Consider the following 22,349-nt stretch of genomic DNA (forward strand, 5'->3'; position numbering starts at 1 on the left):
TCACCCCCCGAGCAGGTCGGCCCGGATATGATTGGCGCGCCGTCCGACCGTGACGATGGAGCCGATGATCACAACCCAAAGCGCGACGGTCAGAATTGTGCCTTGCGGCAGGAAATGCTGCTCAACGACCGCCAGCACCGCGGCCAGCGTGACAGTTGCCATCCGGTGCTGCTTGGCCATCGGGCCGGAAAAGTCGGGCGCAAGTCCGATGCTGGCGCCCAGTTCACGGGTATAGGCGGTCAGGACGGCACATGTGGCTGCGGCAAAACCGAGGGTGGGGGAGCCAAGGCCAAAGCCGATGCCGATGAAGATGATGATATCTGCGATACGGTCCGGAAATTCATTCCAGAACGGCCCGTCGGGCGCGCTTTTGCCGGCTTCGATGGCGACCATTCCGTCGAACAGATTGCAGAGCAGGCGCAATTGGCAGGCCAGGGCGGCCAGGATCAGCAGCGCCCCCTTCAGGTTGGTGCTGTCCGCATAGGCGGTCATCCAGAACGCAAGACCGGCCAGGAGTGCCGCCGCAATGCTCGCCTGCGAGATCTGGTTCGGCGTGATCGCGCGCCCGGCCAGAAAGGCTGTGATCCTGTTGGCCCAGCCTGACTTGCGGCTTTGCAGGGGGCGGCGGTTTTTCAGGTCAGTCATGAGTCCTGTCTTCCGATCTGTGCTGGCTGAGAAAATTGTAGGTGAAAATATAGGAGGCCGATACCAGCAGCGGCACTGCGATTGTCCTGGCCACTTCGGGCGTGCCGGACAGCAGATGCGCTGTGACAAGCAGCATGGCAGAGGCCAGAGAGGCGATCAGGGCAGGCGCGACATGGCCCGTCCCATAGGAAAACCGGGGGCGCATCCAGTCCACCGTTCGTTTGAGGAACAATGTCAGTGCCGCCGAGATGCTGCCCTGCACAAGACCGGCCAGCAAGGGTTTGGGCATGGCATGGGTGCTGTTTGCAAAGATGGCCCAGCCCCCCATCGCGACAAAGGCAAAGGCCACATGCAGCGGGGTGCTTTTCAACGCTGCTGACAGGGCGTTCTTCAATGAATGTCCCAGTAGAAGCGCACGATGTGAAAGAAGATCGGGGCGGAGAAGATGACCGAATCCAGCCGGTCGATGAAACCGCCGTGTCCGGCGATCAGATGGCCCCAGTCCTTCACCCCGCGATCCCGCTTGATGGCGGACATGACCAGCCCGCCCAGAAAGCCCATGAGGGTAATCACGATGGACATGCCAACCGCCTGCATCACGGTAAAGGGCGTGATCCAATAGAGCGATGCCCCAAGCAGGCTGGAGGTGACGACACCGCCGATGAGCCCTTCCCAGGTCTTGGATGGTGACACCTTCGGCGCGATCTTGTGTTTTCCCAGCAGCTTGCCCCAGACATATTGAAACACGTCGCTGGACTGAACCACGACCACCAGGAAGAAGATCAGGAACAGGTTGCGCCCTTCGAAATCCGCGATGTTCAGGCTGAGCAGCGCAGGCACATGCGACACGCAGAAGACGCTGATCATCAGCGCCCATTGCGCCTCTGCGATGCGGATCAGGAAATTGTCGGTTTCGCCGCTGAGCATGGAGACGATCGGCATCAGCAGGAAGGCGTAGACGGGAATGAAGATCGAGTAGAAGCCGTACCAGTTCATGCCCACCGCGATGAACTGGATCGGCAGGACGATGAAGGCGGCGGCGGCAATGGCCCAATGGTCAGAGACACGGGTGTTGGTCAGCGTCAGGAATTCGCGCAATGCGGCAAATGAGCAGAGCGCGAAAAGGATCACAACGCCGGTGTTGCCGGCCGAAAAGGCGAGGGCCGTCAGGCCGACCATGACCCACCAGGCATTGATGCGGGCATTCAGATTTTCGATGGTCAGATCAGGCCCGTCAGGCCCGGCCTTGAATTTCAGGAATTGCCCGATGGCCGATGCCACCAGCAACACGGCCAGAACGCAGCCCAGCAGAAAGAGAAAGCTGTCAGCCATTCACCTGTTCCTTTGCGGTTATCGACAGCGCCAGCAGCGCCGCCTGCGCGCGTTCCAGAAAGTCTGCTTTGGTTTCGCCCTGCTTCAGCCGCAGCGGTTGCCCGAAGGTGATGGTACAGATCAGCGGGATCGGCACCAGCTTTCCCTTTGGCATCACGCGGTTCAGGTTTTCGATCCAGACCGGCACCAGATCGACCTCGGGCTTTTTTGTGGCCAGGTGAAAGAGCCCGGTCTTGAAGGGGAGCAGGGGCGATTGGGTCATGTTGCGGGTGCCCTCGGGGAAGAGGATCAGGCTGTCGCCCGCATCCAGCGCATCCGCCATTTGCTGCACCGGATCGGCGGCGCGTTCTTCGGGGTTGCGTTCAATCAGCAGGGCGTTGAACACCGATCTGCCGATGAATGTCTTCAGTTTGGAGGACAACCAGTAGTCCGCAGCGGCGACGGGGCGGGTTTTTTCGCGCAGCTTGCCGGGCAGCACGGTCCAGATCAGGACAAAATCGCCATTGCTTGCGTGGTTGGCAAAATAGACCCGCTTTTCCGGGAGCGGAGCGGCACCCTGCCAGATCGCGCGCACTGCCGTGATCAGCCTTGCAAACGTGATAATCAGCAATGCGACAAGTTGGCCAAACATCGGCTGAATTTGCATGAGAGGGTTTGTGAAGGCAATCACAATAGTTGCCCTGGGGCCCCGGCCCGCGCAGTTGTTTTCAGCCTTCGTATTTCTCCAAAAACGCCTCGGCGGGCAATGTGCGGAAGTCCTGCAAGGTCTCGCGCAGGCGGGCATGGGGCCAGTCCCACCAGGCGAGCGTCATCATGCGCTCTGCGATGCTGTCGGAAAACCGGGCGCGCAGGGGCGCGGCGGGGATGCCCGCGACGATCATATAGGGGGGCACGTCGCGGGTGACGATGGCGCCGCCTGCGATCACCGCACCATGGCCGATGGTGACTTCGGGGCGGACCTGCGCGCCGTGGCCCAGCCAGGTGTCATGCCCGATCTGCGCGCGGCGGCTGCGGCGGTGGGCGAACCATGCGTGGTCCGGTTCCGCATCGTCGAAATAATCGGCAGAGCGGTAGTGGAAATGGTGCAGGCTGGCCTTTTCCATCGGGTGGTCGGTCGCGCCGATGCGCACAGCGGAGGCAATGTTGGAGAATTTGCCGATCTCGGCATTGGCGATGTCGGCGAAGCGGTCGCAATAGGAATAATCCCCGATGTGGCTGTGCGCCACGCGCGAGGCGCGGCCGATCTCCACATAGGCACCAAATGTGCTGTCGGTGATCTCGCAATCGGGGTGCAGGTAGGGAACGTGCGGTTTCAGCCGTGCCATCAGGACGCGTCCCCGGAGATCAGACGCCGCCGCAGCCAGCCTGACAGGCTGTCCATGATCATGACCATCAGGATGATCAGCACGATGTAATAGGTCACTTCTTCCCAGTCCTTCTGCGTGATGATCGCCTGTGTCAGCAACAATCCGATGCCGCCGCCGGTGATCGCGCCGATGATGGTGGCAGAGCGGGTGTTGGATTCAAGGTAATAGAGCACCTGGCTCAGCAATATCGGGGTGATCTGGGGGATCACGCCAAAGCGGTAGCGTTGCAGCGGCCTGGCCCCCGTGGAGGTCAGGCCCTCGATCTGCTTGTCGTCCACGTTCTCCAGCGCCTCGGAGAATATCTTGCCGAAGGTGCCGGTGTCGGTGAGCATGATCGCCAGCGACCCGGTCAGCGGGCCGGGGCCAAAGGCGCGGCTGAGCACGATGGTCCAGATCAGCCCGTCGACCCCGCGCAGGAAGTCGAAGATGCGGCGCGCGGCGAAGCGGGCGGCGCCGAGCGGCGTGAAGTTGCGCGCGGCGAGAAAGCCCATGGGCAGGGCGATGATGGCGGCACCGAAGGTGCCGAGGAAAGCCATCAGCACGGTTTCGACCAGCGCCCAGGCGACATCGGCGTGGCGCCACATCTTGTTGTTCCAGAAATCCGACCACATCCCGCCATAGTCGCCGTTTGCGATGAGTTGCGTCAGGCTGAGGTCATGGAACGGGCTGTCCAGGGTGAAGAAAAACAGCTCCCAGCCGGTGAAATAGCGGAACACCTCGGTCCGGTTACGGGTGATGGTCAGCCGACCCGCGTCGGTGGTGATTGCGATACGGTTCCTTGAGGCGTTGATCCAGTCGGGCACCGCGCCCGCAGGCAGTTCGGCGTTGACGCCGCTGCGGCCCGGCCGTGCCGTCACGGTGCCATAGCCGGGAATGTCGTAGCGCACGGTTTCGCCCAGCGTGATCAGGTGGCCGTCGCCCAGATCGACGGATGTGGCAGGTCCAAGTTTTACCCAGTCCGGGCTGTCGCCCTGCGGGTAGGTTCCCTTGCGCTCGCCCTCGATGGCGATGCTGACCTCGCCGTTGCGGTTGTCCTGCGTGACATGGGTCTTGTAGCTGTAGGTGTCGCGCAAAAGCGTGTTCATGTTGTCCAGGCTGACCCGGTCGCGCAGGCCCGGCACGTCGAAGGCGAAGAAGACATAGATCAGATAGGCCGCGATCAGCACCGGCGCGGCAAGCGCGACCAGTTTCTTGCGGGCAATCAGGCGCTCGGCCTGCAGGGTGAGGGTTGCGGTGGTCACAGGAGGGCTCCCTTGTCCTTGTAGGCCTTGCCATGGGTCAGGCGGTTGCGGGCGTAGCTGGAGAGCTGATCCACGATCACGATGGCCCCGAAGAGCAGCAGGAAGATCGCCGCCGCCTCGTCGAACTTGCCCTGTCCCCAGGACATGGTGTTGCGCAGGTCATAGCCGATGCCGCCGGCACCCACGAAGCCGAGGATTGCAGAGGCGCGGATGTTGATCTCGAACCGCAGCAGCGCATAGCTGAGGTAGTTGGGCGCGACCTGGGGCACGACGCCCAGCATCATGCGTTGCAGCCAGGACGCGCCGACAGAGGCCAGCCCTTCGACCGGTTTGAGGGAGGCGTTCTCGTTCACTTCGGAGAACAATTTGCCAAGCGCGCCGATGGTATGCAGGCAGATCGCGATCATGGCGGGCACCGGGCCGCCGCCCAGCAGGAAGATCAGGATCAGGGCGATGACGATTTCCGGCACCGCGCGCAGGATGTCCAGAACCCGGCGGACGGGTGCGACGATCCAGGGCAGGGGGGCCAGGCCACGTGTGGCCAGCAGGGCCGCGAAAAACGCCAGCAAAGCGCCCAGCAGCGTGGCTGCGGCGGCGATGTTGATGGTTTCGATCAGCGACGGCAGGTATTTCAGGAAATAGCCGGGCAGCAGCTGGGCGCGGGACAGCGCCTCGCCGATCACGTCACCGGGGAAGTCGAGGACATTGCGCCATCCGTCCCAGAAGCCACCGGCATTGCGCGCATCTGCGGTGGCGAAACCCGCCACCATCAGGGCCACGAAGATGACCAGCAAAAGCATGTTCAACACACGTTTCTGTCGCATCGCCGCGACGTATTCCGTGCGGATGTCCTGGACCGTTTCGGCCATTACCCCACCCCTTTCAAAAAAATTGCAGGCCCCGATGTGACACCGGGACCTGCAGCTCAACTTAAATGTCTTTGATCAATTCGATTTCGCCTTGCGGGCTTCGACGATCGACACATAGGCGTCATGTGTGATCGGATCGAACCCCAGAGTATCGCCCGACGCCACGCCATAGGCGCAATCGGGGTCGGTCTCGTACAGGTTGTCGACCAATGCGGTCATCTTGGCCTTGACCTCCTGGGGGAGGGTCTTGCGCAGGACAACGGGGCCTTCCGGGATCGGCTTGGAGCGCCAGATTTCCACCAGGTCGTTCATGTCGACCAGGCCAGCGTCCACGGCCTTGCGCAGCGCGCCGGAGTTATAGCCGTCTTCCCAGTTGCCCTGGCCGTCGGCCCAGGTCACGCCGCCGTCGATTTCGCCATTGGCGACTGCGACGATGGTCTGTTCGTGACCGCCGGTGAACTTGACCTCACCGAAGTAGTCACCGGAGTCCATGGTGATGCCTTCGCCCGCCTGCGGGATCTCGATGGAGGGGATCAGGTAGCCGGAGGTGGAGTTGGGGTCGCCGAAGCCAAAGACCTTGCCTTTCATGTCGGCAAGCGAGGCGATGCCGCTGTCCTTGCGGGCAAAACCGATGGAATGGTAGCCGTAGGAGCCGTCGAGGTTGATCTTGACCAGCACCGGCTCGACCGCTTCGGGGTCCTGAAGGTAGACGGCGGCGTAGCCGGAAGAGCCCATCCATGCCATGTCGAGCGTGCCGCCCAGCAGGCCCTGGATCACGCCGTTGTAGTCGGCGGGGGCGAAAAGCTTGGTTTCGACGCCCAGTTCCTCGGCCGTGTAGTCGGCCAGGCACTGAAAGCTGTTCATGCGGTCCTGCGCGTTTTCGCCGCCCAGGATGCCGATGCGGAATTCGCTGATGTCGTTGGTCTGGGCCAGCGCGCCCGTGCTCAGGGCGGTGGTGGCGAGTGCCGCTGCGAGAAGCTTGTTCATATGTTGTCTCCGGTTGGTTGGATGTTCCGCCCGGTCTTGCCGGTGCGGCTTGGGCATTCAGGCAAGCGCATGGTCGAGGGTCTCGATCGAGGTCGAGGTTGCAGCTTCTGAAAAGGAGGCGTCGGCGCCGTAGATTTCGCGCGCCATCGCGGTGGTCAGTTGTTCGGGCAGCCCGTCAAAGACGATCTTGCCGTCGCGCATCCCCACCACGCGGTCGCAGTAGCGGCGCGCGGTATCGAGGGTGTGCAGGTTGGCGATGATGGTGCGGCCGTCCTCTTCGTGGATGCGGCGCAGGCTTTGCATCACCACCTGGGCGTTCATCGGGTCAAGCGATGCGATGGGTTCGTCCGCGAGGATGATCCGGGGGTCCTGCATCAGGGCGCGGGCAATCGCCACGCGCTGTTGCTGGCCGCCCGACAGCGCCTCTGCCCGTTTGGTGGCATGTTCGGCGATGCCGAGGCGGTCGAGGATGTCGATGGCCCGGTGCACGTCTGCCGTCGGGTAGATGCTGAACATGCTGGCAAGGGTCGAACGGCGGTTGAGGGTGCCGTGCAGCACGTTCGAGACCACATCCATGCGCGGCACCAGGTTGAACTGCTGAAAGATCATTGCGCAGCGGGACTGCCAGTCGCGCTTGTCCTTGCCGGAGAGCGCGGTGATGTTGCGGCCTTCGAAATTGATTTCGCCCGAGGTTGCGTCGGTGAGGCGGTTCAGCATCCGCAGCAAGGTGGATTTGCCGGCACCCGACCTGCCGATGATCCCGATCATGGCCGGGCGGTCGATGTCCAGGTTCGCGGCGCGTACCGCGACATTGGGACCAAAGGACTTGGTCAGGTCGGTCAGTTTCAGCATGTTGCCCCCGTGGTTTGAGGCACCATCTGTCAGGGCGGGCTTTCAGAGATATGTCGGTTTGACGAAACTTTTGTAACGCCGGACGCGCAGCCCCGGTTGCAAGGGGGCGAAGGTTTGCGCGATGATGTGGAGGTGCTGGACTTTTCGATCTGTTAGCGCTAACAAGGCGCTGACGAAGCGTGAAGAACACATGCACAATATGTGATTGGCCGGTGCGCCCGCGATGGGCGGCCCTGATACGAATCGATGGAGGATCCCATGCTGAACCAGACCGTTGCCCGCGTCACGGACCGTATCATCGCCCGCAGCAGCGCGGGTCGGGCTGATTATCTCGGACGGATGGCAAGGGCCGCGCAGGACGGCCCGGCGCGCGCGCATCTGTCCTGCAGCGGACAGGCCCATGCCTATGCGGCGGCAGGCCCGGACCAGGAGGCGCTGGCGACGCAGTCGGCGGGAAATATCGGGATCGTCACCGCCTATAACGACATGCTCTCGGCGCATCAGCCGTTTGAGCGCTATCCCGAGCTGATCCGCGCCGCGGCCCGCGCCGCAGGCGGCACCGCCCAGGTGGCGGGCGGGGTGCCCGCGATGTGCGATGGCGTGACCCAGGGCACCGCCGGGATGGAGCTGAGCCTGTTTTCGCGCGATGTGATCGCATTGGCCGCCGGGGTGGCGCTCAGCCACAACACCTTCGACACAACGGTTTATCTGGGCGTCTGCGACAAGATCGTGCCGGGGCTGGTGATCGCGGCTCAGGTCTTTGGCCATCTGCCGGCGGTCTTTCTGCCTGCGGGGCCGATGACCTCGGGCATTTCCAATGACGAAAAGGCGCAGGTGCGCCAGAAGTTCGCGGCGGGTGAAGTGGACCGCGCCGCGCTGATGAAGGCCGAGATGGGCGCCTATCACGGGCCGGGGACCTGTACCTTTTACGGCACCGCGAACACCAACCAGATGTTGATGGAATTCATGGGGCTGCATCTGCCGGGGTCCAGCTTTGTCAACCCGAACACGCCGCTGCGCGATGCGCTGACCGATGCGGGGGCGCGGCGCGCCCTGTCGATCAGCCATCTGGGCAATGAATATATCCCGACCAGCCAGGTGCTGGACGAGAAAGCCTTTGTGAACGGCATCGTCGGGCTGCATGCCACCGGCGGCTCCACCAACCTGCTGATCCACCTGGTCGCCATGGCGCGGGCGGGGGGGATCATCCTGGACTGGCAGGATTTTTCGGATCTCGCCGATGTGACGCCGCTGTTGGCGCGGGTCTATCCCAACGGGCTGGCGGATGTGAACCATTTCCACGCGGCGGGGGGGCTTGGCTTCATGATGGGGCAATTGCTCTCGGCGGGCCTGCTGCATGAGGACGTGAAGACGATCATGGGCCCTGGGCTGGACCGTTACACGCGCGAACCCCGTCTGAAGGACGGCGCCCTGACCTGGGAAGCAGGCGCGGCAGAGACGCTGAACGACCGCATCCTGCGCCCGGTGACGGACCCGTTCCAGCCCACCGGCGGATTGCAGCGGCTGGATGGCGCGCTGGGGGCGGCCGTCACCAAGGTGTCGGCGGTCAAGCCCGAGCATCACGTGATCGAGGCGCCGGTGCGGGTGTTCCACGATCAGGAGGCCGTGAAGGCGGCCTATCAGGCCGGGGAGTTCGTGGAGGATGTGATCGTCGTGGTCCGTTTCCAGGGGCCCAAGGCGAATGGCATGCCGGAACTGCACAGCCTGACGCCGGTGCTGGCGAACCTGCAGGCGCGCGGGCTGAAGGTCGCGCTGGTGACGGACGGCCGGATGTCGGGTGCCTCGGGCAAGGTCTTGAGCGCGATCCATGTCTGCCCCGAGGCCGTCGACGGCGGTGCCATCGCCAAGCTGCGCGACGGTGATATCCTGCGTGTGGACGCGGCAAAGGGCAGGCTGGATATCATGACCGAAGGCGTGCTGGAGCGTGACTGCGTGACGGCGGACCTGACTGCGAACGGCTTTGGCCAGGGCCGCGAGTTGTTCAACCATTTCAGAACGCTGGTCGGCTCTGCCGATACCGGCGCAAGCAGCATCTAGGATCGGAGACCCAACATGACCCCAGCCGAAAGCAGCCGCGAGGCCCGCGCGCTTTGCCAGATGGCCCCCATCATTCCCGTGCTCGTGGTGGAGGATGTGGCCCATGCCCGGCCCCTGGCCGAAGCCCTGGTCGAGGGCGGGCTGCCGGTGCTTGAGGTGACCTTGCGCACCGAGGCCGCATTGGCCGCGATTGCCGAGATGGCGAAAGTCGAAGGCGGGGTTGTGGGCGCCGGGACGCTGATCACCGCGCAGGATGTGGCCGCGGCCGTCAAGGCCGGTGCACGGTTTGGCGTGTCGCCGGGGGCGACGGATGCATTGCTGACAGCGACGGAGGCGGCGGATCTGCCGATGTTGCCGGGGGCGGCCACGGCAAGCGAGGCCATGCGCCTGCTGGCGCGGGGCTATGACATGTTGAAATTCTTTCCTGCGGAATCGGCGGGCGGCGCGGGGATGCTGAAATCTCTGGGTGGCCCCTTGCCGCAGATCAGTTTCTGCCCCACGGGCGGGATCAGCCCGTCGAATGCCCTGTCCTATCTGAGCCTGCCGAATGTGGTCTGCGCCGGCGGCAGCTGGGTTGCGCCCGCAGCGCTGGTCAAGGCTGGCGACTGGCGTGCCATCACCGAACTGGCGCGGGAAGCAGCGGCGCTGGCGTAACCTACAGCGTCCTGCCTATAATCTGATACGTTCAGTATCGCCGATGTCCCGAGAGCGCGAAGCGCGGCAGGGTATCGGCGATGCAGGCTTTACAGCGTTTCGGGATAAACTTGAAACATCCCGTGTCACTTTTCGCGTTCGACCGAAGGGAGAGGCAGCGAACAAGTGATTCAGGTATATCGCGAAACGCTATAGGCGGGGCGCTTTGGCGGAGTCTTGCGAAAACCGGAAAGAGCCGCGCGGGGCCGCAGGTGCGGGACCTTCGGCACTGCAAATGATGACATGTCATTTTTGACATGTCATCATTGAGGACGGGCTGGGCTGTGCCGATGGCGCATGGTCCCGCTGTGGCGCATCCATTGGCGTGTTTTGCGCAGAAAGACGTGCGGAAGCCGTGGTCTCTGCCAGGCACCTGGCTTAAACAGGTCGCGGAGCAGCCGGAGGACAACATGCAGAAACTATGGATCACGCGGCCCCTGCCGGACAAGGTGATCGCCGAGGCGCGGCGGCATTTCGACGTGGAAGTCCGGGCGGAAACCCTGCCCCTGACCCAAGCCGAACGGCTGCGCGCGCTGGCTGAATTCGACGCTGTTCTGCCGACCCTTGGGGATGCATTCGATGCGTCCTTTTTCAAGGATAGACCACGATGCCGGATCCTTGCCAATTTTGGTGTGGGGTTCAATCACATTGACGCCAAGGCCGCCCGCGCCGCCGGGGTGGCGGTCAGCAACACGCCGGGTGCCGTGACCGATGCAACTGCCGACATCGCCATGACCCTGATGCTGATGACCTGCCGCCGTGCGGGCGAGGGCGAAAGGATGGTCCGTGCGGGCAACTGGCCCGGTTGGCATCCGACGCAGCTTTTGGGCATGCATGTCACTGGCAAGACGCTGGGCGTCATCGGCATGGGGCGGATCGGCCAGGCGATTGCGCAGCGGGCGGCGCTGGGCTTTGGCATGAAGATCGTTTTCTACAACCGCTCCACCGTGGCGGGGCTGCCCTTTGACGCCACACAGCTGGCCGGGTTGGAGGATGTCCTGCAAGCGGCTGATGTGGTCGTGCTGGCGGTGCCTGCCACGCCCGAGACCCATCACCTGATCGACTCCGCCGCACTTGGCATGATGAAGCGCGAGAGCGTGCTCATCAACATCGCGCGCGGCGATGTGGTAGACGAAGCGGCGCTGATCGAAGCCCTGGAGCAGGGGCGCATTGCCGGGGCGGGGCTGGATGTCTACGAGTTCGAACCGAAGGTGCCGGAAGCCCTGCGCAGGATGGAGAATGTCACGCTGCTGCCGCATCTGGGCACCTCGGCGCAGGAGGTGCGCGAGGACATGGGGCTGATGGCAGTGGCCAATCTCGTTGCCTTCTTCAAAGAGGGCAAGGTGCTGAACCCGGTCTGACCACAGCGTTTCGGGATAAACTTCAGAAGTCGCAGATCACCTTTCGCATTCGACCGAAAGGTGACGTCGCGAACACGTGAATCATGTATATCCCACAACGCTCTAGCGCTGTTGTACATCGTCGGGCGTCAGGGTGATATCGGCGGGCAGCGCGTCGGCAATCACGGTGTTTGCGTTCAGCATGTCGTTCTGATGGACCTTGCGGGCAGCGTCCTGCGGTGAATATCCGTGATCCAGCCAGCGCTGCATCAGCCGGGTTTCCAGAACCTCCGCCGGGACATCCAGCCGGATCGACAGATCCCAGAGCGCAGCCAGATCGCGCCATCCGGGGCGATCCAGCAGCAGATAGTTTCCTTCCAGGATCACGGTTTCAATGGCCGGCCCGACCACGCCGCTGCCCGCAATCGCGCGGTCCAGCCTGCGGTCGAAGCTGGGATAGATCACCTCGTCCTCCTGCCCCAGCCGGGTGACCAGATGGCGCAGCCCCGCCACATCGAAGGTTTCCGGCGCGCCCTTGCGGTGCAGCAGGTCGCGGTCCCGCAGCACGCCATTGTCCAGGTGAAACCCGTCCATCGGCACCATGCAAAAGGAGGCATCCGCCCCTGCCAGAACCTCCGCCAGCGTGGATTTACCGCTGGCCGGGGCACCCGCCACGGCGACCAGCCTGCGTTTGCCGCGCATCGGGGCCGCCTTGATGCGGGTGACTAGGTCGTGTTGACATTCAGTGTCGCCCACCCGTTTCAGTCCAAAGTTGCTCAGTTCCAGGCAAGAGAGCGCGGAATAGTCAGCTACTTCAAGCTCTCTTTGCGCAGAAATGGGTAATTTTGGCGAAACCCCATCGGGGCGCGGCGGATTTTGCCTCTGCCCTCCCGGATGTTCGCTTCCAATGATCACATTGCTGTGCTCACATCAGGGTGCCAGCGGCAAAATCCGTCTCGCGCGGGTGGGCGAAGATGAATGTCCACAGGCCCTAGTCAGCCGGACTCAAAGTTCGGTTCATTGAATGCAGCTCTCAACGGCAGGTTCGCGCCCGACCCCGAGGGCGGCCTTCCATTTTGCGGGGCATCTCCATTTTTCCATACTTCGCAGCATCTTGCGAGGTCGGAGTTTCGCACCCGCCCTGGGGGGCGGGGTCGGGTGCGAACCGGATCGCAAGCGATCCGGAGGCATGGGGAAATGGTGCGCATTTCGTTTCCGCAATACTAGCTTCTCCAGCACGGGATCAGGCCGCCTGCGGTTCCCTGGCCCCGGTCATGAAGGCCACGGCATCGGACATCGTGTGTTCTTTCGGGTCGATGACGCAGAGCCGTTTGCCCAGCCTGTGGACATGGATGCGGTCTGCCACTTCAAAGACATGCGGCATGTTGTGGCTGATCAGGATGATCGGGATGCCCCGGCTTTTCACGTCCTGGATCAGTTCCAGCACCCGGCGGCTTTCCTTGACGCCAAGTGCGGCGGTCGGCTCGTCCAGGATAATCACCTTGGAGCCAAAGGCCGCTGCCCGCGCCACTGCCACGCCCTGGCGCTGGCCGCCGGACAGGGTTTCAACCGCCTGGTTGATGTTCTGGATCGTCATCAGGCCAAGTTCGCTCAGCTTTTCGCGGGCGATTTCTTCCATCCGCTTGCGGTCGAGCTGGCGCAGCACCTTGCCCCGGAACCCCGGTTTGCGGATCTCGCGGCCCATGAACATATTGTCCGCGATCGACAGGGCCGGGGACATGGCCAAGGTCTGGTAGACCGTCTCGATTCCAGCATTGCGTGCGTCGATGGGCGAGGTGAAGCGGATGTCGCGCCCCTCCAGCGTTACGGTGCCTGCGTCGGGGATGACTGCACCCGACACCGCCTTGATCAGCGATGACTTGCCCGCGCCGTTGTCGCCGATCACCGCCAGGATCTCACCTGGATAAAGATCGAAGTCGCAGTGATCCAGCGCGGTCACCTTGCCGTAGCGTTTGACCAATCCGCGTGCTTTGAGAATGGGTTCCATTATGCTGTCACCTTTCTGATCTCAGCGGCTTTGCCGCCTACCCGGCAGGCGATGCCTGCATCGCCGAGAGGGCACTGATCCACAGTCACGAGGTCGGGGACAGGTTGATGTGAGAATTTGATCTGTTCCATTATGCTGCCACCTTTCTGATCCACTGATCGACGGCCACCGCTGCGATGATCAGCAGGCCGATCAGCAGGAATGTCCATTGTGCGTCCGCCCCCATCAGCCGCAGACCAAGGGTGAAGACACCCACGATCAATGCGCCGAAGAAGGTGCCGAGGATCGAGCCGCGCCCGCCGAAAAGCGAGATGCCCCCGATCACCACGGCGGTGATGCTCTCGATGTTCAAAAGCTGCCCGGAGGTGGGCGAGACCGATCCGATCCGTCCGATCAGCGCCCAGCCGGCAAATCCACAGATCAGCCCGGCGATGGCATAGACCGAGATCAGCGTGCCGCGCACGTTGACGCCGGACAGTTCGGCGGCCTCCGCATCGTCGCCCACAGCATAGACATGTCTGCCCCAGGCCGTGTGTTTCAGCACATAGGCAAGCACCAGCACCAGAAGCAGCATGAAAACCACGCCGAAGGTAAAGACCGCCCCGCCGATGTTGAACTTGGCCCCCATCATCTGCAACAGCGGTGCCTGTTCGGCGATGTCCTGGCTGCGGATGGTTTCATTGGCGGAATAGAGGAAATTCGCCGCCAGAACGATCTGCCACATGCCCAGGGTCACGATGAAGGGGGGCAGTTTCATGGCCGCCACCAGCCAGCCGTTGACCGCCCCGATGGCGGTGCCAAAGGCCAGGCCGCACACTACCGCGATCTCGACCGGCAGCCCGTAGCGGAAGGTGAATTGCCCCATGATGACCGAAGAGATCACCGCGATGGCGCCGACACTCAGGTCGATGCCTGCCGTCAGGATCACCAGGCTTTGCGCAGCGGCGACGATGCCCACGATCTGCACCTGCTGCAGGATCAGCGTCAGCGCGAAGGGCGAAAAGAACTTGGCGCCCAGGATGCTGCCGAAAACCACGATGGATGCCAGCAACACGATCAGCGGTACAAGCGAAGGTGTCGTATGCAGGGCGTGATGGAAGCGGCCGAACAGCCCCTTGTCGTCTTCTTCGAACCGCGCCACATCGGTCGCGGCGGTGGAGGCTGCGGCCTCGAAATTATCGGATTGCGACATGTGCTCTCTCCGTTGAAAATCCGCGACCTGTCAGGCGCCGGATGCAAGAAGGGCGGGCCGTGGCCCGCCCCCGGTCTGCGTTTGGGTTGTCGGCCAGCGTGTCGTTACTGGCCCGAGATTAACGTATTTACAGGCGGCAGGTCAAAAGATCCGCCGCCCTGGCGCTTGCTCAGCCCCAGCAAAGTTCCTTGCCTTCCGCGACGCTGATGCTCTCGACGCCCTCCACGGGCTTGTCCGTCACCAGCGCCACGCCTGTGTCGAAGAAGTCCTTGCCATCTGTCGCGGCGGGTTTGGTGCCGTCCTTGGCAAAGGCGGCAATGGCTTCGATGCCCTTGGAGGCCATCAGCAGCGGATATTGCTGCGAGGTGGCACCGATCACGCCATCGGCGACGTTTGCGACACCGGGGCAGCCGCCATCGACAGAGACGATCAGCACGTCGTTTTCACGACCGATGGCTTTCAGCGCCTCATAGGCGCCCGCCGCTGCCGGCTCGTTGATGGTATAGACCACGTTGATCATCGGATCCTGCGCCAGCAGGTTCTCCATCGCCTTGCGCCCGCCTTCTTCATTGCCGGCGGTCACATCGTTGCCGATGATGCGGGGGTCTTCCTCATCGCCGTTGCGGTTGGGGTCGGCCAGGTCAATGCCGAAACCCTGCAGGAACCCCTGGTCGCGCAGCACGCCGACGGTGGGCTGGCTGACGGCAAGGTCCAGCATCGCAATCTTGGCATCGGCGGTGTCGTCACCCAATGTGGCAGCGGCCCATTTCCCGATCAGCTCACCGGCCAGGAAGTTGTCGGTCGCGAAGGTCATGTCTGCCGCGTCGATCGGGTCAAGCGGGGTGTCCAGCGCGATCACCAGAATGCCCGCATCGCGCGCCTGCTGGACCGCAGGCACGATGGAAGAGGTGTCGGAGGCGGTCAGCAGGATGCCCTTCGCGCCATTGGCGATGCAGGTTTCGATGGCGGAAACCTGTGTTTCGTGGTCGCCGTCAATCTTGCCGGCATAGGTGTTCAGGGTCATGCCCAGTTCTTCCGCCTTGGCGGTGGCCCCTTCGCGCATTTTCACGAAAAAGGGGTTGGTATCGGTCTTGGTGATCAGGCAGGCCGATACGGCATGTGCGTCGGCAAAGGCTGCACCGGTCATGGCGATCAGGCCCAATGCGGTGCCGGCGATGAGTTTTTTCATGGTTTCCTCCCAGAATGTCCAACAAGCGCCTCGAATCGAGCGCTGTTGCCTTGAGACTGGGCAAAACCGCTGCCTCTGTCAATTAATAAATAAACTTGATTTACTAATTAATCCAGATCAAGGTTGGCCCATGCAGAACCCGGAAGAAAATGACATGGACTCTTCGGTCGCGATCCGCCCGCTCAGCAATGGTGCAAACCAGAAAGGTCTGCGCAATCACAACGAGCGGCTGATCCTGTCGTTGTTGCATCGCCATGGTCAGATGCCGGGCAGCGACATCGCCCGCGACACCCATCTGTCGGCCCAGACCGTGTCGGTGATCCTGCGCAAACTGGAAAGCGACGGTCTGGTGCTCAAGGGGGAACCGGTCAAGGGGCGGGTGGGCAAGCCTTCGGTGCCGATGGTGGTGAACCCTGCCGGGGCGCTTTCGGTCGGCTTCAAGCTGGGGCGGCGGAGCAGTGAGCTGCTGCTGACCAATCTGACCGGCGAAATCCTGTTCGAACGCCGCATCGCTTACGATATGGCGATCCCGGACCGGGTCTTTGGTTTCATGAAAGAGGCCTTTGAGGCGGCGGTGGCGGAAATCGGTCCGGCGCAGGCCGAACGCCTCTGCGGCATCGGCATCGCGGCGCCTTTCGAGATCTGGAAATGGGCCGTGTCCGGGGGCAATGCGGACGATCAGTTCATGACCTGGAAAGACACGGTATTCGAAGAGCGTGTGGCGGAGTTTTCCGATCTGCCCGTCTTCATGGTGAACGACGCGACCAGTGCCTGCTGGGCCGAATATGTCTATGGCCGGGGCAAGGAGTTCCGGGACTTCGCCTATTTCTTTGTCTCCACCTTCATTGGCGGCGGGATTGTCCTGAACCATTCGGTCTATGAGGGGGCTTCCGGCAACGCAGGCGCCCTGGGGTCACTGCGTGTGGGTGACAAGGACGGGCGCACGCGGCAATTGGTGGATGTGGCATCCATTCATCTTCTGGAGACCAAGCTGAGCGCGGCAGGGATCGACCCCCGTGCGTTATGGGTGCAGCCGCAGGATTGGTCCGACTTCGAACCGCTGGTTGCGGAATGGATCGAGGAAATTGCCTCCGAAATCGCGCGCGCGGCCCTGTCCGCCTGCGCGGTGATTGATTTCGAGGCGGTGGTCATCGACGGTGCCTTCCCCCAGACCATTCGCAGCAGGCTTGTGGAGCAGGTCCGCGCCTGCATGGCGACCGAGGACAGCCGCGGCCTGATCCTGCCACGCCTGGAGGCGGGGGGGATCGGCGGGGACGCCCGCGCCATCGGGGCGGCTTGCGCGCCGATCTTCAGCCAGTATTTTCTGATGGCCCATTCCTTTTCCGTGGACTGACCGTCCGATAGCAAAGGCACCCTAGGCTCTGGACCCATTAATTCTATATGCTCAGTTTGACAGATTTTTTTGCAGGCCAGGAACATCTGCGCAAGAATAGTGGTTCTATTTCAAGCAGATGTGACGCAGGCTGCGGGAAAATCCGTCAAACCCGAAGGGCGGCGATTTCGCTTCATTTCAACGTCTTGGGTCGCTTGCAAATAGAACCACTATTGGCTGCACGCCCCAAACCTTTGAAATTTCGCGAAATCGCCGCTGAGTATATAGAATTAATGGATCCAGAGCCTAGATGAAACGTTCCCGCATCAACGAACTGCTGGCCGAGGCGGATGAAATGATCCGCCGTCACGGCTTTGTCCTGCCGCCCTTTGCCGATTGGACACCGGAAGAATTCCCGGAACGCGCCGCCGCCGCGCCCCATGTCGTCACCGCGCGTTGCGGCTGGGATGTGACCGACTACGGTGCCGGGCGTTTCGACGAGATGGGGCTGGTGCTGTTCACCCTGCGCAATGGTCTGCCGGGCGATCTCACCGCGGGGCGCGGCATGTGCTATGCCGAGAAACTGCTGATCTCGAAGCGCGATCAATTGTCGCCCATGCACACCCATGTGATCAAGGCCGAAGACATCATCAACCGGGGCGGTGCGACCCTGGTGGTCGAGCTTTTCGGCTCGGACGAGACCGGGGCATTTGCCGCCGACCGGGGCGGCCAGGTCATGTGCGACGGTCTGCTGCGCCCCTATCAGCCGGGAGAAAAGCTGCGTCTGGCACCGGGGCAAAGCGTGACCCTGCGGCCCGGTGACTGGCATGCCTTCTGGGGCGAGGGGGGCGATGTGCTGATCGGTGAGGTCAGCACAGTGAACGACGATGAGACCGACAATGTCTTTCGCGAACCGATCGCCCGGTTCTCAAAGGTGGAAGAAGACGTGGCCCCCCGCCGCCTGCTGGTCAGCGATTACGCGGCATTGGCTGGCTACAGCGTCCTGCCTTTAACCTGATGCACCCGGTATCGGCGATCCAAGTTTAAGGCGGAGCGCATTAGCGCTATTCGGCGGCGCGCTGATGCACCTGCGCGCCTTCGGGGATGGTGGGCGCGGCGCTGTTCAGCGCCTCGATGGCGAAACCGGCGGCGGCCTTGTATTTTGCCATGAACTCTGCCCGTTCCGCGGCTGGGATCACCTCGTCGAGATTGTCGAAACTGCCGCCGCAGCGGTCGTTCACCATGTTGAGCAGCCCGAAGGGCCCGGCACCCCGGTTGCGCAGGATCAGCGCGGAGATCGGCGCGCAGAGTTTCGCATCGAAGGCCGCCAGCGCCGCAGGGGTCACCCCATGGGTGAGGAAAGCCGCGCCCAGTTCCCGGGCGTCGACGATGGCCTGGCTGGCCCCGTTCGACCCGGTCGGATACATCGCATGGGCGGCATCGCCCATCAGGGCCACCGGCCCGTCAACCCATGTCTCCACCGGGTCGCGGTCGATCATCGGGTTTTCATAGGCCACATCCGCGCCGCGCAGCAGGGCAGGCACATCGAGCCAGTCATAGACCCAATCGTCGAAATGATGGGCAAAGTCGTCGATCTCCACCTGCCGGAACCAGCCGATGTCATCACGCGCGCCGGGATCGTCCATGGTGACCTCGGCGATCCAGTTGACCTGTGCCAGACCGGTGTCGGGATCGGGCGGCGAGATCGGGTAGATCACCATGCGCTGGCGATGGGTGCCCAGCCCGATGAAGGATGATCCGGTGCGCACGGGTCTGGCCATGCTGGTGCCACGCCACATGACGGCACCGCCCCAATGGATCGGCGGCTGGTCGGGATGCATCTGCGCGCGCACCTTGGAGTGAATGCCGTCGGCGCCGATCAGCAGCGCCCCGGCCTCGCGCCGTTCCGATCCGTCGGCGGAGGTCACGATGGCGTTGACCCCGCCACCGGGCGTCTTTTCGTATCCTGCCACACGGCAGCCCAGTTGCACCGCATCCTGACCCGCCCGGTCCATCAGGACCTGTGCCAGCAGCATCTGCAACTGCCCCCGGTGCATCGCATATTGCGGCCAGTTGTATCCTGCCTCCAGCCCGCGCGGCTCGGCATAGATTTCCTGGCCCTGCTGGCCCACCAGCGCCCATTCGCGCGCGGGCACCCCGGCCTTGTCCAGCTCTGGGGCCGTGATGCCCATCTCGAACAATTCGCGCACCGCATTGGGTTGCAGGTTGATGCCCACGCCGAGGGGGCGCAGCGCGCTGACGGATTCGAAAATGGTGAAGGGCACCCCGATCTGGTGCAGCGTCAGCCCAAGGGCGAGACCGCCGATACCGGCCCCGGCGATGATAACTCTGTTCTCTGGCATGGTCCCTCGGTTGGTCTGATTGGCTTGCGTCGCGACCTTATAGGCAGGTTTCCACCTGGGGTCAGCCCCGTTCGAAGGTCACCTTGCCATCGCAGATTGTCACCTGCGCCTGCGCCCGGGTGATCTCCGCCGGCGGCAGGGTGTTCAGATCATGGCTCATCACTGCGATGTCGGCCATCATGCCCGCCTTGATCTGCCCCTTGCGGTCCTCGTTGAACTCCACCCAGGCATTGTCGCGGGTATAGCTGGCCAGCGTGTCATGCAGGCTTTGGGTCTGGTCGCGCCAGTCGGGGCCAAGGTCCAGCGGTGCAATCGCGGCCTTGATATTGGGCATGACATCCAGCGGGATCACCGGCCAGTCGGTGGAAAACACGACCCGCGCGCCGGTGTTCCGGATGTCCTGCCAGGCATAGGCCCCGGCGATCTGGTCGGCGTGCAGGTACTGGCCGACCGCGCCGGGGGGGAAGATATGGCCGCGCGGGGCGTGGCCCGGCTGGATCGAGGCGACGATGCCCAGTTCGGCCAGCCGCGGGATATCCTGCACATGCATGACCTCAAGGTGTTCGATCCGGTGGCGGCTGTCGCGCTTGCCATTGGCGGCCTGGGCGGCGGCATAGGCGTCGATCGTGCGGCGCACGCCTGCGTCACCTATGGCATGGACGGCAATCTGCATCCCGTGGCGGTCGGCCTCCTGCGCGGCGGCGACGAAATGCGCCTGGGTAAAGACCTCATCACCCATGTTGCCGTCCTTGCCCAGATCACCGGGATAGGGTTGCAGCATCAGCGCGGTACCGCTTTCGATCACCCCATCGATGAACATCTTCATATGCCCGCACCAGACCTTGTCGCCCTGGTAGCGGTCGCGCATGGGCACGCCTTCGGCGGCGATGCGGTCAATCGGATCGGTGCCCTTGAAGTGGAAAGGCACCATGCAGCGGCAGAGCAGGCGGCCCTCGGCCTCAAGCTCGGTCAGCAGTTCCACCTGGTAGAGGTTGCCGTCCATCAGATGCAGCCCGGTGATGCCCTGTGCGGCGCAATGTGCAAGACCCCGGGCGATCACGTCCTTGTCCATTTCGCGTTGCGCGGGCGTCGGGGCCGGGACCGGGTCCTTGCCCGTGGTCAGCCCCATCATCTCGCGCCCCGCGTGACGGGTCAGGGCGAGAACCGGGCTGTAGGCGCCGGGTTCCAGAAGTTCACCGCTGGCCAGCCCGTCGTCGCCCATCACGATCTCCGATCCGGCATCGACTTCGCCACCCTGCAACAGGCCCGCGGCCTCCAGTGCGGCGGTATTGGCCCAGACGGTGTGGTGATCCGGCGCAAACATCGCCAGCGGGCGGTCCGGCAGGATGGTGTCGAGGTCATGGCGGGTCGGGGTCCGGCCTGTGCCAAGGATGCCGTAATCGGCCATGACGCAGAAAACGAGGTCATCACCGGGATTGGCCGCGGCATGGGGGCGGATCATTTCGGCCATCTCCTCCAGCCCTTCAACGCCGTAAAGGCTGAGGCTTTCCAGTTCGACCGACCCCCCGAAGAGATGCACATGGCTGTCGATCAGGCCCGGCAGCACGGTGCCGCCCTTTGCGTCGATCATGCGGGTGGTGTCACCGGCCAGCGCCGTTACCTCCGCATCGGTGCCCACGGCGGTGAGCGTCCCGCCCGTGATCGCAAGCGCCTGCGCCTCGGGCTGATCGGGGTCGAAGGTCATCAGCTTGCCGTTGTGGATGATGATGTCGGGGGTCATTCAATAGCTCCGTGGAGGGGGCGATTTCTTTGAAGAAATCGGTCCGGAGTTTTTGAAAACTCCGGGGCAGGCGGCAGCCGCGATGCAGGATCGCGGCTGCCTCTCGGTTTACTTCTGCAGTTCGGTCCAGATCGCGGTGTAGATCTTGGTTGCTTCCGGCGGGCAGGTCTTGGCCACATAGGCGGCCCCTTTCAGCTCTTCCGGGACCACGATTTCCGGCGCGGTCTTCATGTCGTCGGGCATGAAGGCCTCGGACCCTGCGATCCCGTTTGCGTAACGGGCAAATGCCGAGAGCATCGCGGCGTTTTCGGGGTCCATGATGAAGTTGAGGAAGGTCTTGGCCTCTTCCACGTTCTGCGCATCTGAGAGGATCGCGGCATTGTCCATCCAGACCGGATAGCCTTCCTGCGGATAGCCGAAAGCGATGTCCGGGTTCTGGTTGCGCGACCGCATGGAGGCGCCGTTCCAGTTCACCCCGGCATAGACATCGCCTTTGGCGAATTTCTCGATCATGCCATAGTCCATCGACAGCCAGTTCTTCTTGGCCTCGACAAGGGTATCGCGCACTTTTTTCAGGACTTCCTTGTCGGCGGTGCATTGGTCGCCACCGACATAATGGATCGCCATGCCCATCACGTCATTCATTTCAGGGACCACGTTGATCTTGCCCTTGAGCTCTTCGGGCGGGTCAAAGACCATGGCAGCGGTATTGATGTCGCCGTCATAAATCGAGGTGTTCACGGTCACCCCCACGGTGCCCCATTGCCATGGCACGGTGTAGTTCCGGCCCGGGTCGAATTCCACATCGACCCATTGCGGATCCATGTTCTTGAAATTCTCCATCTCGTTGGGCTTGCTTTCCATCAGCAGCCCCTCGCCGATGAAGATCGGCACATAGGTGCCCGAGGGGACCACGATATCAAACCCGTGACCGCCCGCCTTGATCTTGGCCAGCGCGGTATCGTTGCTGTCGTAATCCGTGATCGTCACCTTGATCCCGGTTTCTGCCTCGAACTTCTCGATCATCTCGGGGCTGGTGTAATTGCCCCAGTTGTAGATGTTCAGCTGCCCTTCGGCAAAGGCAGGTGTGGCCAGCACCAGTGTCAGGGCCGTCAGTGTCTTTTTCATTGTCTTACTCC

At 62.9% G+C, this 22,349-nt stretch carries 21 protein-coding genes; 5 read left to right on the forward strand and 16 right to left on the reverse strand.

The window, feature by feature from the left end:
- From ACWNZ3_RS03750 to phnC, 9 genes are all read right to left on the reverse strand, one after another.
- Positions 1–645 (reverse strand): CDP-alcohol phosphatidyltransferase family protein, encoded by a 645-nt coding sequence (locus tag ACWNZ3_RS03750; RefSeq protein ID WP_496901239.1) that lies wholly within the window; start codon positions 643–645, stop codon positions 1–3.
- The gene (locus ACWNZ3_RS03755; protein ID WP_496901240.1) at positions 638–1,039 is read right to left on the reverse strand and encodes a hypothetical protein; all 402 of its coding nucleotides are present in this window, start codon (positions 1,037–1,039) and stop codon (positions 638–640) included. Before ACWNZ3_RS03755 ends, ACWNZ3_RS03750 begins: the two co-directional genes overlap by 8 nt.
- Positions 1,036–1,977: a phosphatidate cytidylyltransferase gene (locus ACWNZ3_RS03760; RefSeq protein ID WP_269365709.1), complete on the reverse strand. Its 942-nt coding sequence runs from the start codon at positions 1,975–1,977 to the stop codon at positions 1,036–1,038. Before ACWNZ3_RS03760 ends, ACWNZ3_RS03755 begins: the two co-directional genes overlap by 4 nt.
- Positions 1,970–2,608 carry a lysophospholipid acyltransferase family protein gene (locus tag ACWNZ3_RS03765; protein ID WP_496901241.1) on the reverse strand — a complete coding sequence of 213 codons (639 nt, stop codon included), beginning with the start codon at positions 2,606–2,608 and terminating at the stop codon, positions 1,970–1,972. Before ACWNZ3_RS03765 ends, ACWNZ3_RS03760 begins: the two co-directional genes overlap by 8 nt.
- Positions 2,609–2,684: 76 nt before the next feature.
- Positions 2,685–3,302, reverse strand: a complete 618-nt coding sequence (locus ACWNZ3_RS03770) for an LbetaH domain-containing protein (RefSeq protein WP_496901242.1) — start codon at positions 3,300–3,302, stop codon at positions 2,685–2,687.
- A complete protein-coding gene (phnE, locus tag ACWNZ3_RS03775; RefSeq protein WP_496901243.1) occupies positions 3,302–4,585 on the reverse strand; it encodes a phosphonate ABC transporter, permease protein PhnE in 1,284 nt (427 codons plus the stop codon). Before phnE (ACWNZ3_RS03775) ends, ACWNZ3_RS03770 begins: the two co-directional genes overlap by 1 nt.
- Entirely contained in the window at positions 4,582–5,409 is an 828-nt protein-coding gene (gene phnE, locus ACWNZ3_RS03780) for a phosphonate ABC transporter, permease protein PhnE (RefSeq protein WP_443069614.1), read from the reverse strand. Before phnE (ACWNZ3_RS03780) ends, phnE (ACWNZ3_RS03775) begins: the two co-directional genes overlap by 4 nt.
- A 120-nt stretch (positions 5,410–5,529) precedes the next feature.
- Positions 5,530–6,441 carry a phosphonate ABC transporter substrate-binding protein gene (gene phnD, locus ACWNZ3_RS03785; RefSeq protein WP_496901244.1) on the reverse strand — a complete coding sequence of 304 codons (912 nt, stop codon included), beginning with the start codon at positions 6,439–6,441 and terminating at the stop codon, positions 5,530–5,532.
- A gap of 57 nt (positions 6,442–6,498) precedes the next feature.
- The gene (gene phnC, locus ACWNZ3_RS03790) at positions 6,499–7,293 is read right to left on the reverse strand and encodes a phosphonate ABC transporter ATP-binding protein (RefSeq protein WP_114274978.1); all 795 of its coding nucleotides are present in this window, start codon (positions 7,291–7,293) and stop codon (positions 6,499–6,501) included.
- 258 nt (positions 7,294–7,551) lie between these two features.
- Here phnC and edd point away from each other — a divergent pair, with 258 nt between their 5' ends.
- From edd to ACWNZ3_RS03805, 3 genes are all read left to right on the forward strand, one after another.
- Positions 7,552–9,351, forward strand: a complete 1,800-nt coding sequence (gene edd, locus ACWNZ3_RS03795) for a phosphogluconate dehydratase (RefSeq protein WP_496901245.1) — start codon at positions 7,552–7,554, stop codon at positions 9,349–9,351.
- 15 nt (positions 9,352–9,366) lie between these two features.
- The gene (gene eda / locus ACWNZ3_RS03800) at positions 9,367–10,005 is read left to right on the forward strand and encodes a bifunctional 4-hydroxy-2-oxoglutarate aldolase/2-dehydro-3-deoxy-phosphogluconate aldolase (protein ID WP_496901246.1); all 639 of its coding nucleotides are present in this window, start codon (positions 9,367–9,369) and stop codon (positions 10,003–10,005) included.
- Positions 10,006–10,454: 449 nt separating this feature from the next.
- Entirely contained in the window at positions 10,455–11,405 is a 951-nt protein-coding gene (locus ACWNZ3_RS03805) for a 2-hydroxyacid dehydrogenase (protein ID WP_496901247.1), read from the forward strand.
- A gap of 102 nt (positions 11,406–11,507) precedes the next feature.
- Here the strand turns inward: ACWNZ3_RS03805 and ACWNZ3_RS03810 are convergent, their stop codons facing one another.
- The 4 genes from ACWNZ3_RS03810 to ACWNZ3_RS03825 form a co-directional block, all read right to left on the reverse strand.
- Positions 11,508–12,086: a nucleoside/nucleotide kinase family protein gene (locus ACWNZ3_RS03810; RefSeq protein WP_496901248.1), complete on the reverse strand. Its 579-nt coding sequence runs from the start codon at positions 12,084–12,086 to the stop codon at positions 11,508–11,510.
- A gap of 541 nt (positions 12,087–12,627) precedes the next feature.
- Positions 12,628–13,392, reverse strand: coding sequence for an ATP-binding cassette domain-containing protein (locus ACWNZ3_RS03815; protein ID WP_269365725.1), 765 nt, complete (start codon positions 13,390–13,392; stop codon positions 12,628–12,630).
- 130 nt (positions 13,393–13,522) lie between these two features.
- Positions 13,523–14,584, reverse strand: a complete 1,062-nt coding sequence (locus ACWNZ3_RS03820; RefSeq protein ID WP_269365728.1) for an ABC transporter permease — start codon at positions 14,582–14,584, stop codon at positions 13,523–13,525.
- A gap of 169 nt (positions 14,585–14,753) precedes the next feature.
- Complete coding sequence (locus ACWNZ3_RS03825; protein ID WP_269365729.1) at positions 14,754–15,773, reverse strand: sugar ABC transporter substrate-binding protein; 1,020 nt, start codon at positions 15,771–15,773, stop codon at positions 14,754–14,756.
- A gap of 154 nt (positions 15,774–15,927) precedes the next feature.
- Between ACWNZ3_RS03825 and ACWNZ3_RS03830 the strand changes: the two genes are divergently transcribed.
- Entirely contained in the window at positions 15,928–17,127 is a 1,200-nt protein-coding gene (locus ACWNZ3_RS03830; RefSeq protein ID WP_496901249.1) for an ROK family transcriptional regulator, read from the forward strand.
- Positions 17,128–17,416: 289 nt separating this feature from the next.
- Positions 17,417–18,124, forward strand: a complete 708-nt coding sequence (locus tag ACWNZ3_RS03835; protein ID WP_496901250.1) for a D-lyxose/D-mannose family sugar isomerase — start codon at positions 17,417–17,419, stop codon at positions 18,122–18,124.
- Positions 18,125–18,170: 46 nt separating this feature from the next.
- On the opposite strand, the gene ACWNZ3_RS03840 is transcribed toward ACWNZ3_RS03835, so the two are convergent.
- The 3 genes from ACWNZ3_RS03840 to ACWNZ3_RS03850 form a co-directional block, all read right to left on the reverse strand.
- A complete protein-coding gene (locus ACWNZ3_RS03840; RefSeq protein ID WP_496901251.1) occupies positions 18,171–19,469 on the reverse strand; it encodes a flavin-dependent oxidoreductase in 1,299 nt (432 codons plus the stop codon).
- Positions 19,470–19,530: 61 nt separating this feature from the next.
- Complete coding sequence (locus ACWNZ3_RS03845) at positions 19,531–21,210, reverse strand: amidohydrolase (RefSeq protein WP_496901252.1); 1,680 nt, start codon at positions 21,208–21,210, stop codon at positions 19,531–19,533.
- A 108-nt stretch (positions 21,211–21,318) separates the two neighbouring features.
- Complete coding sequence (locus tag ACWNZ3_RS03850) at positions 21,319–22,338, reverse strand: ABC transporter substrate-binding protein (protein ID WP_496901254.1); 1,020 nt, start codon at positions 22,336–22,338, stop codon at positions 21,319–21,321.
- Between the last annotated feature and the right edge of the window lie 11 nt (positions 22,339–22,349).

It is taken from the genome of Sulfitobacter sp. IGS-18 (assembly GCF_059628195.1).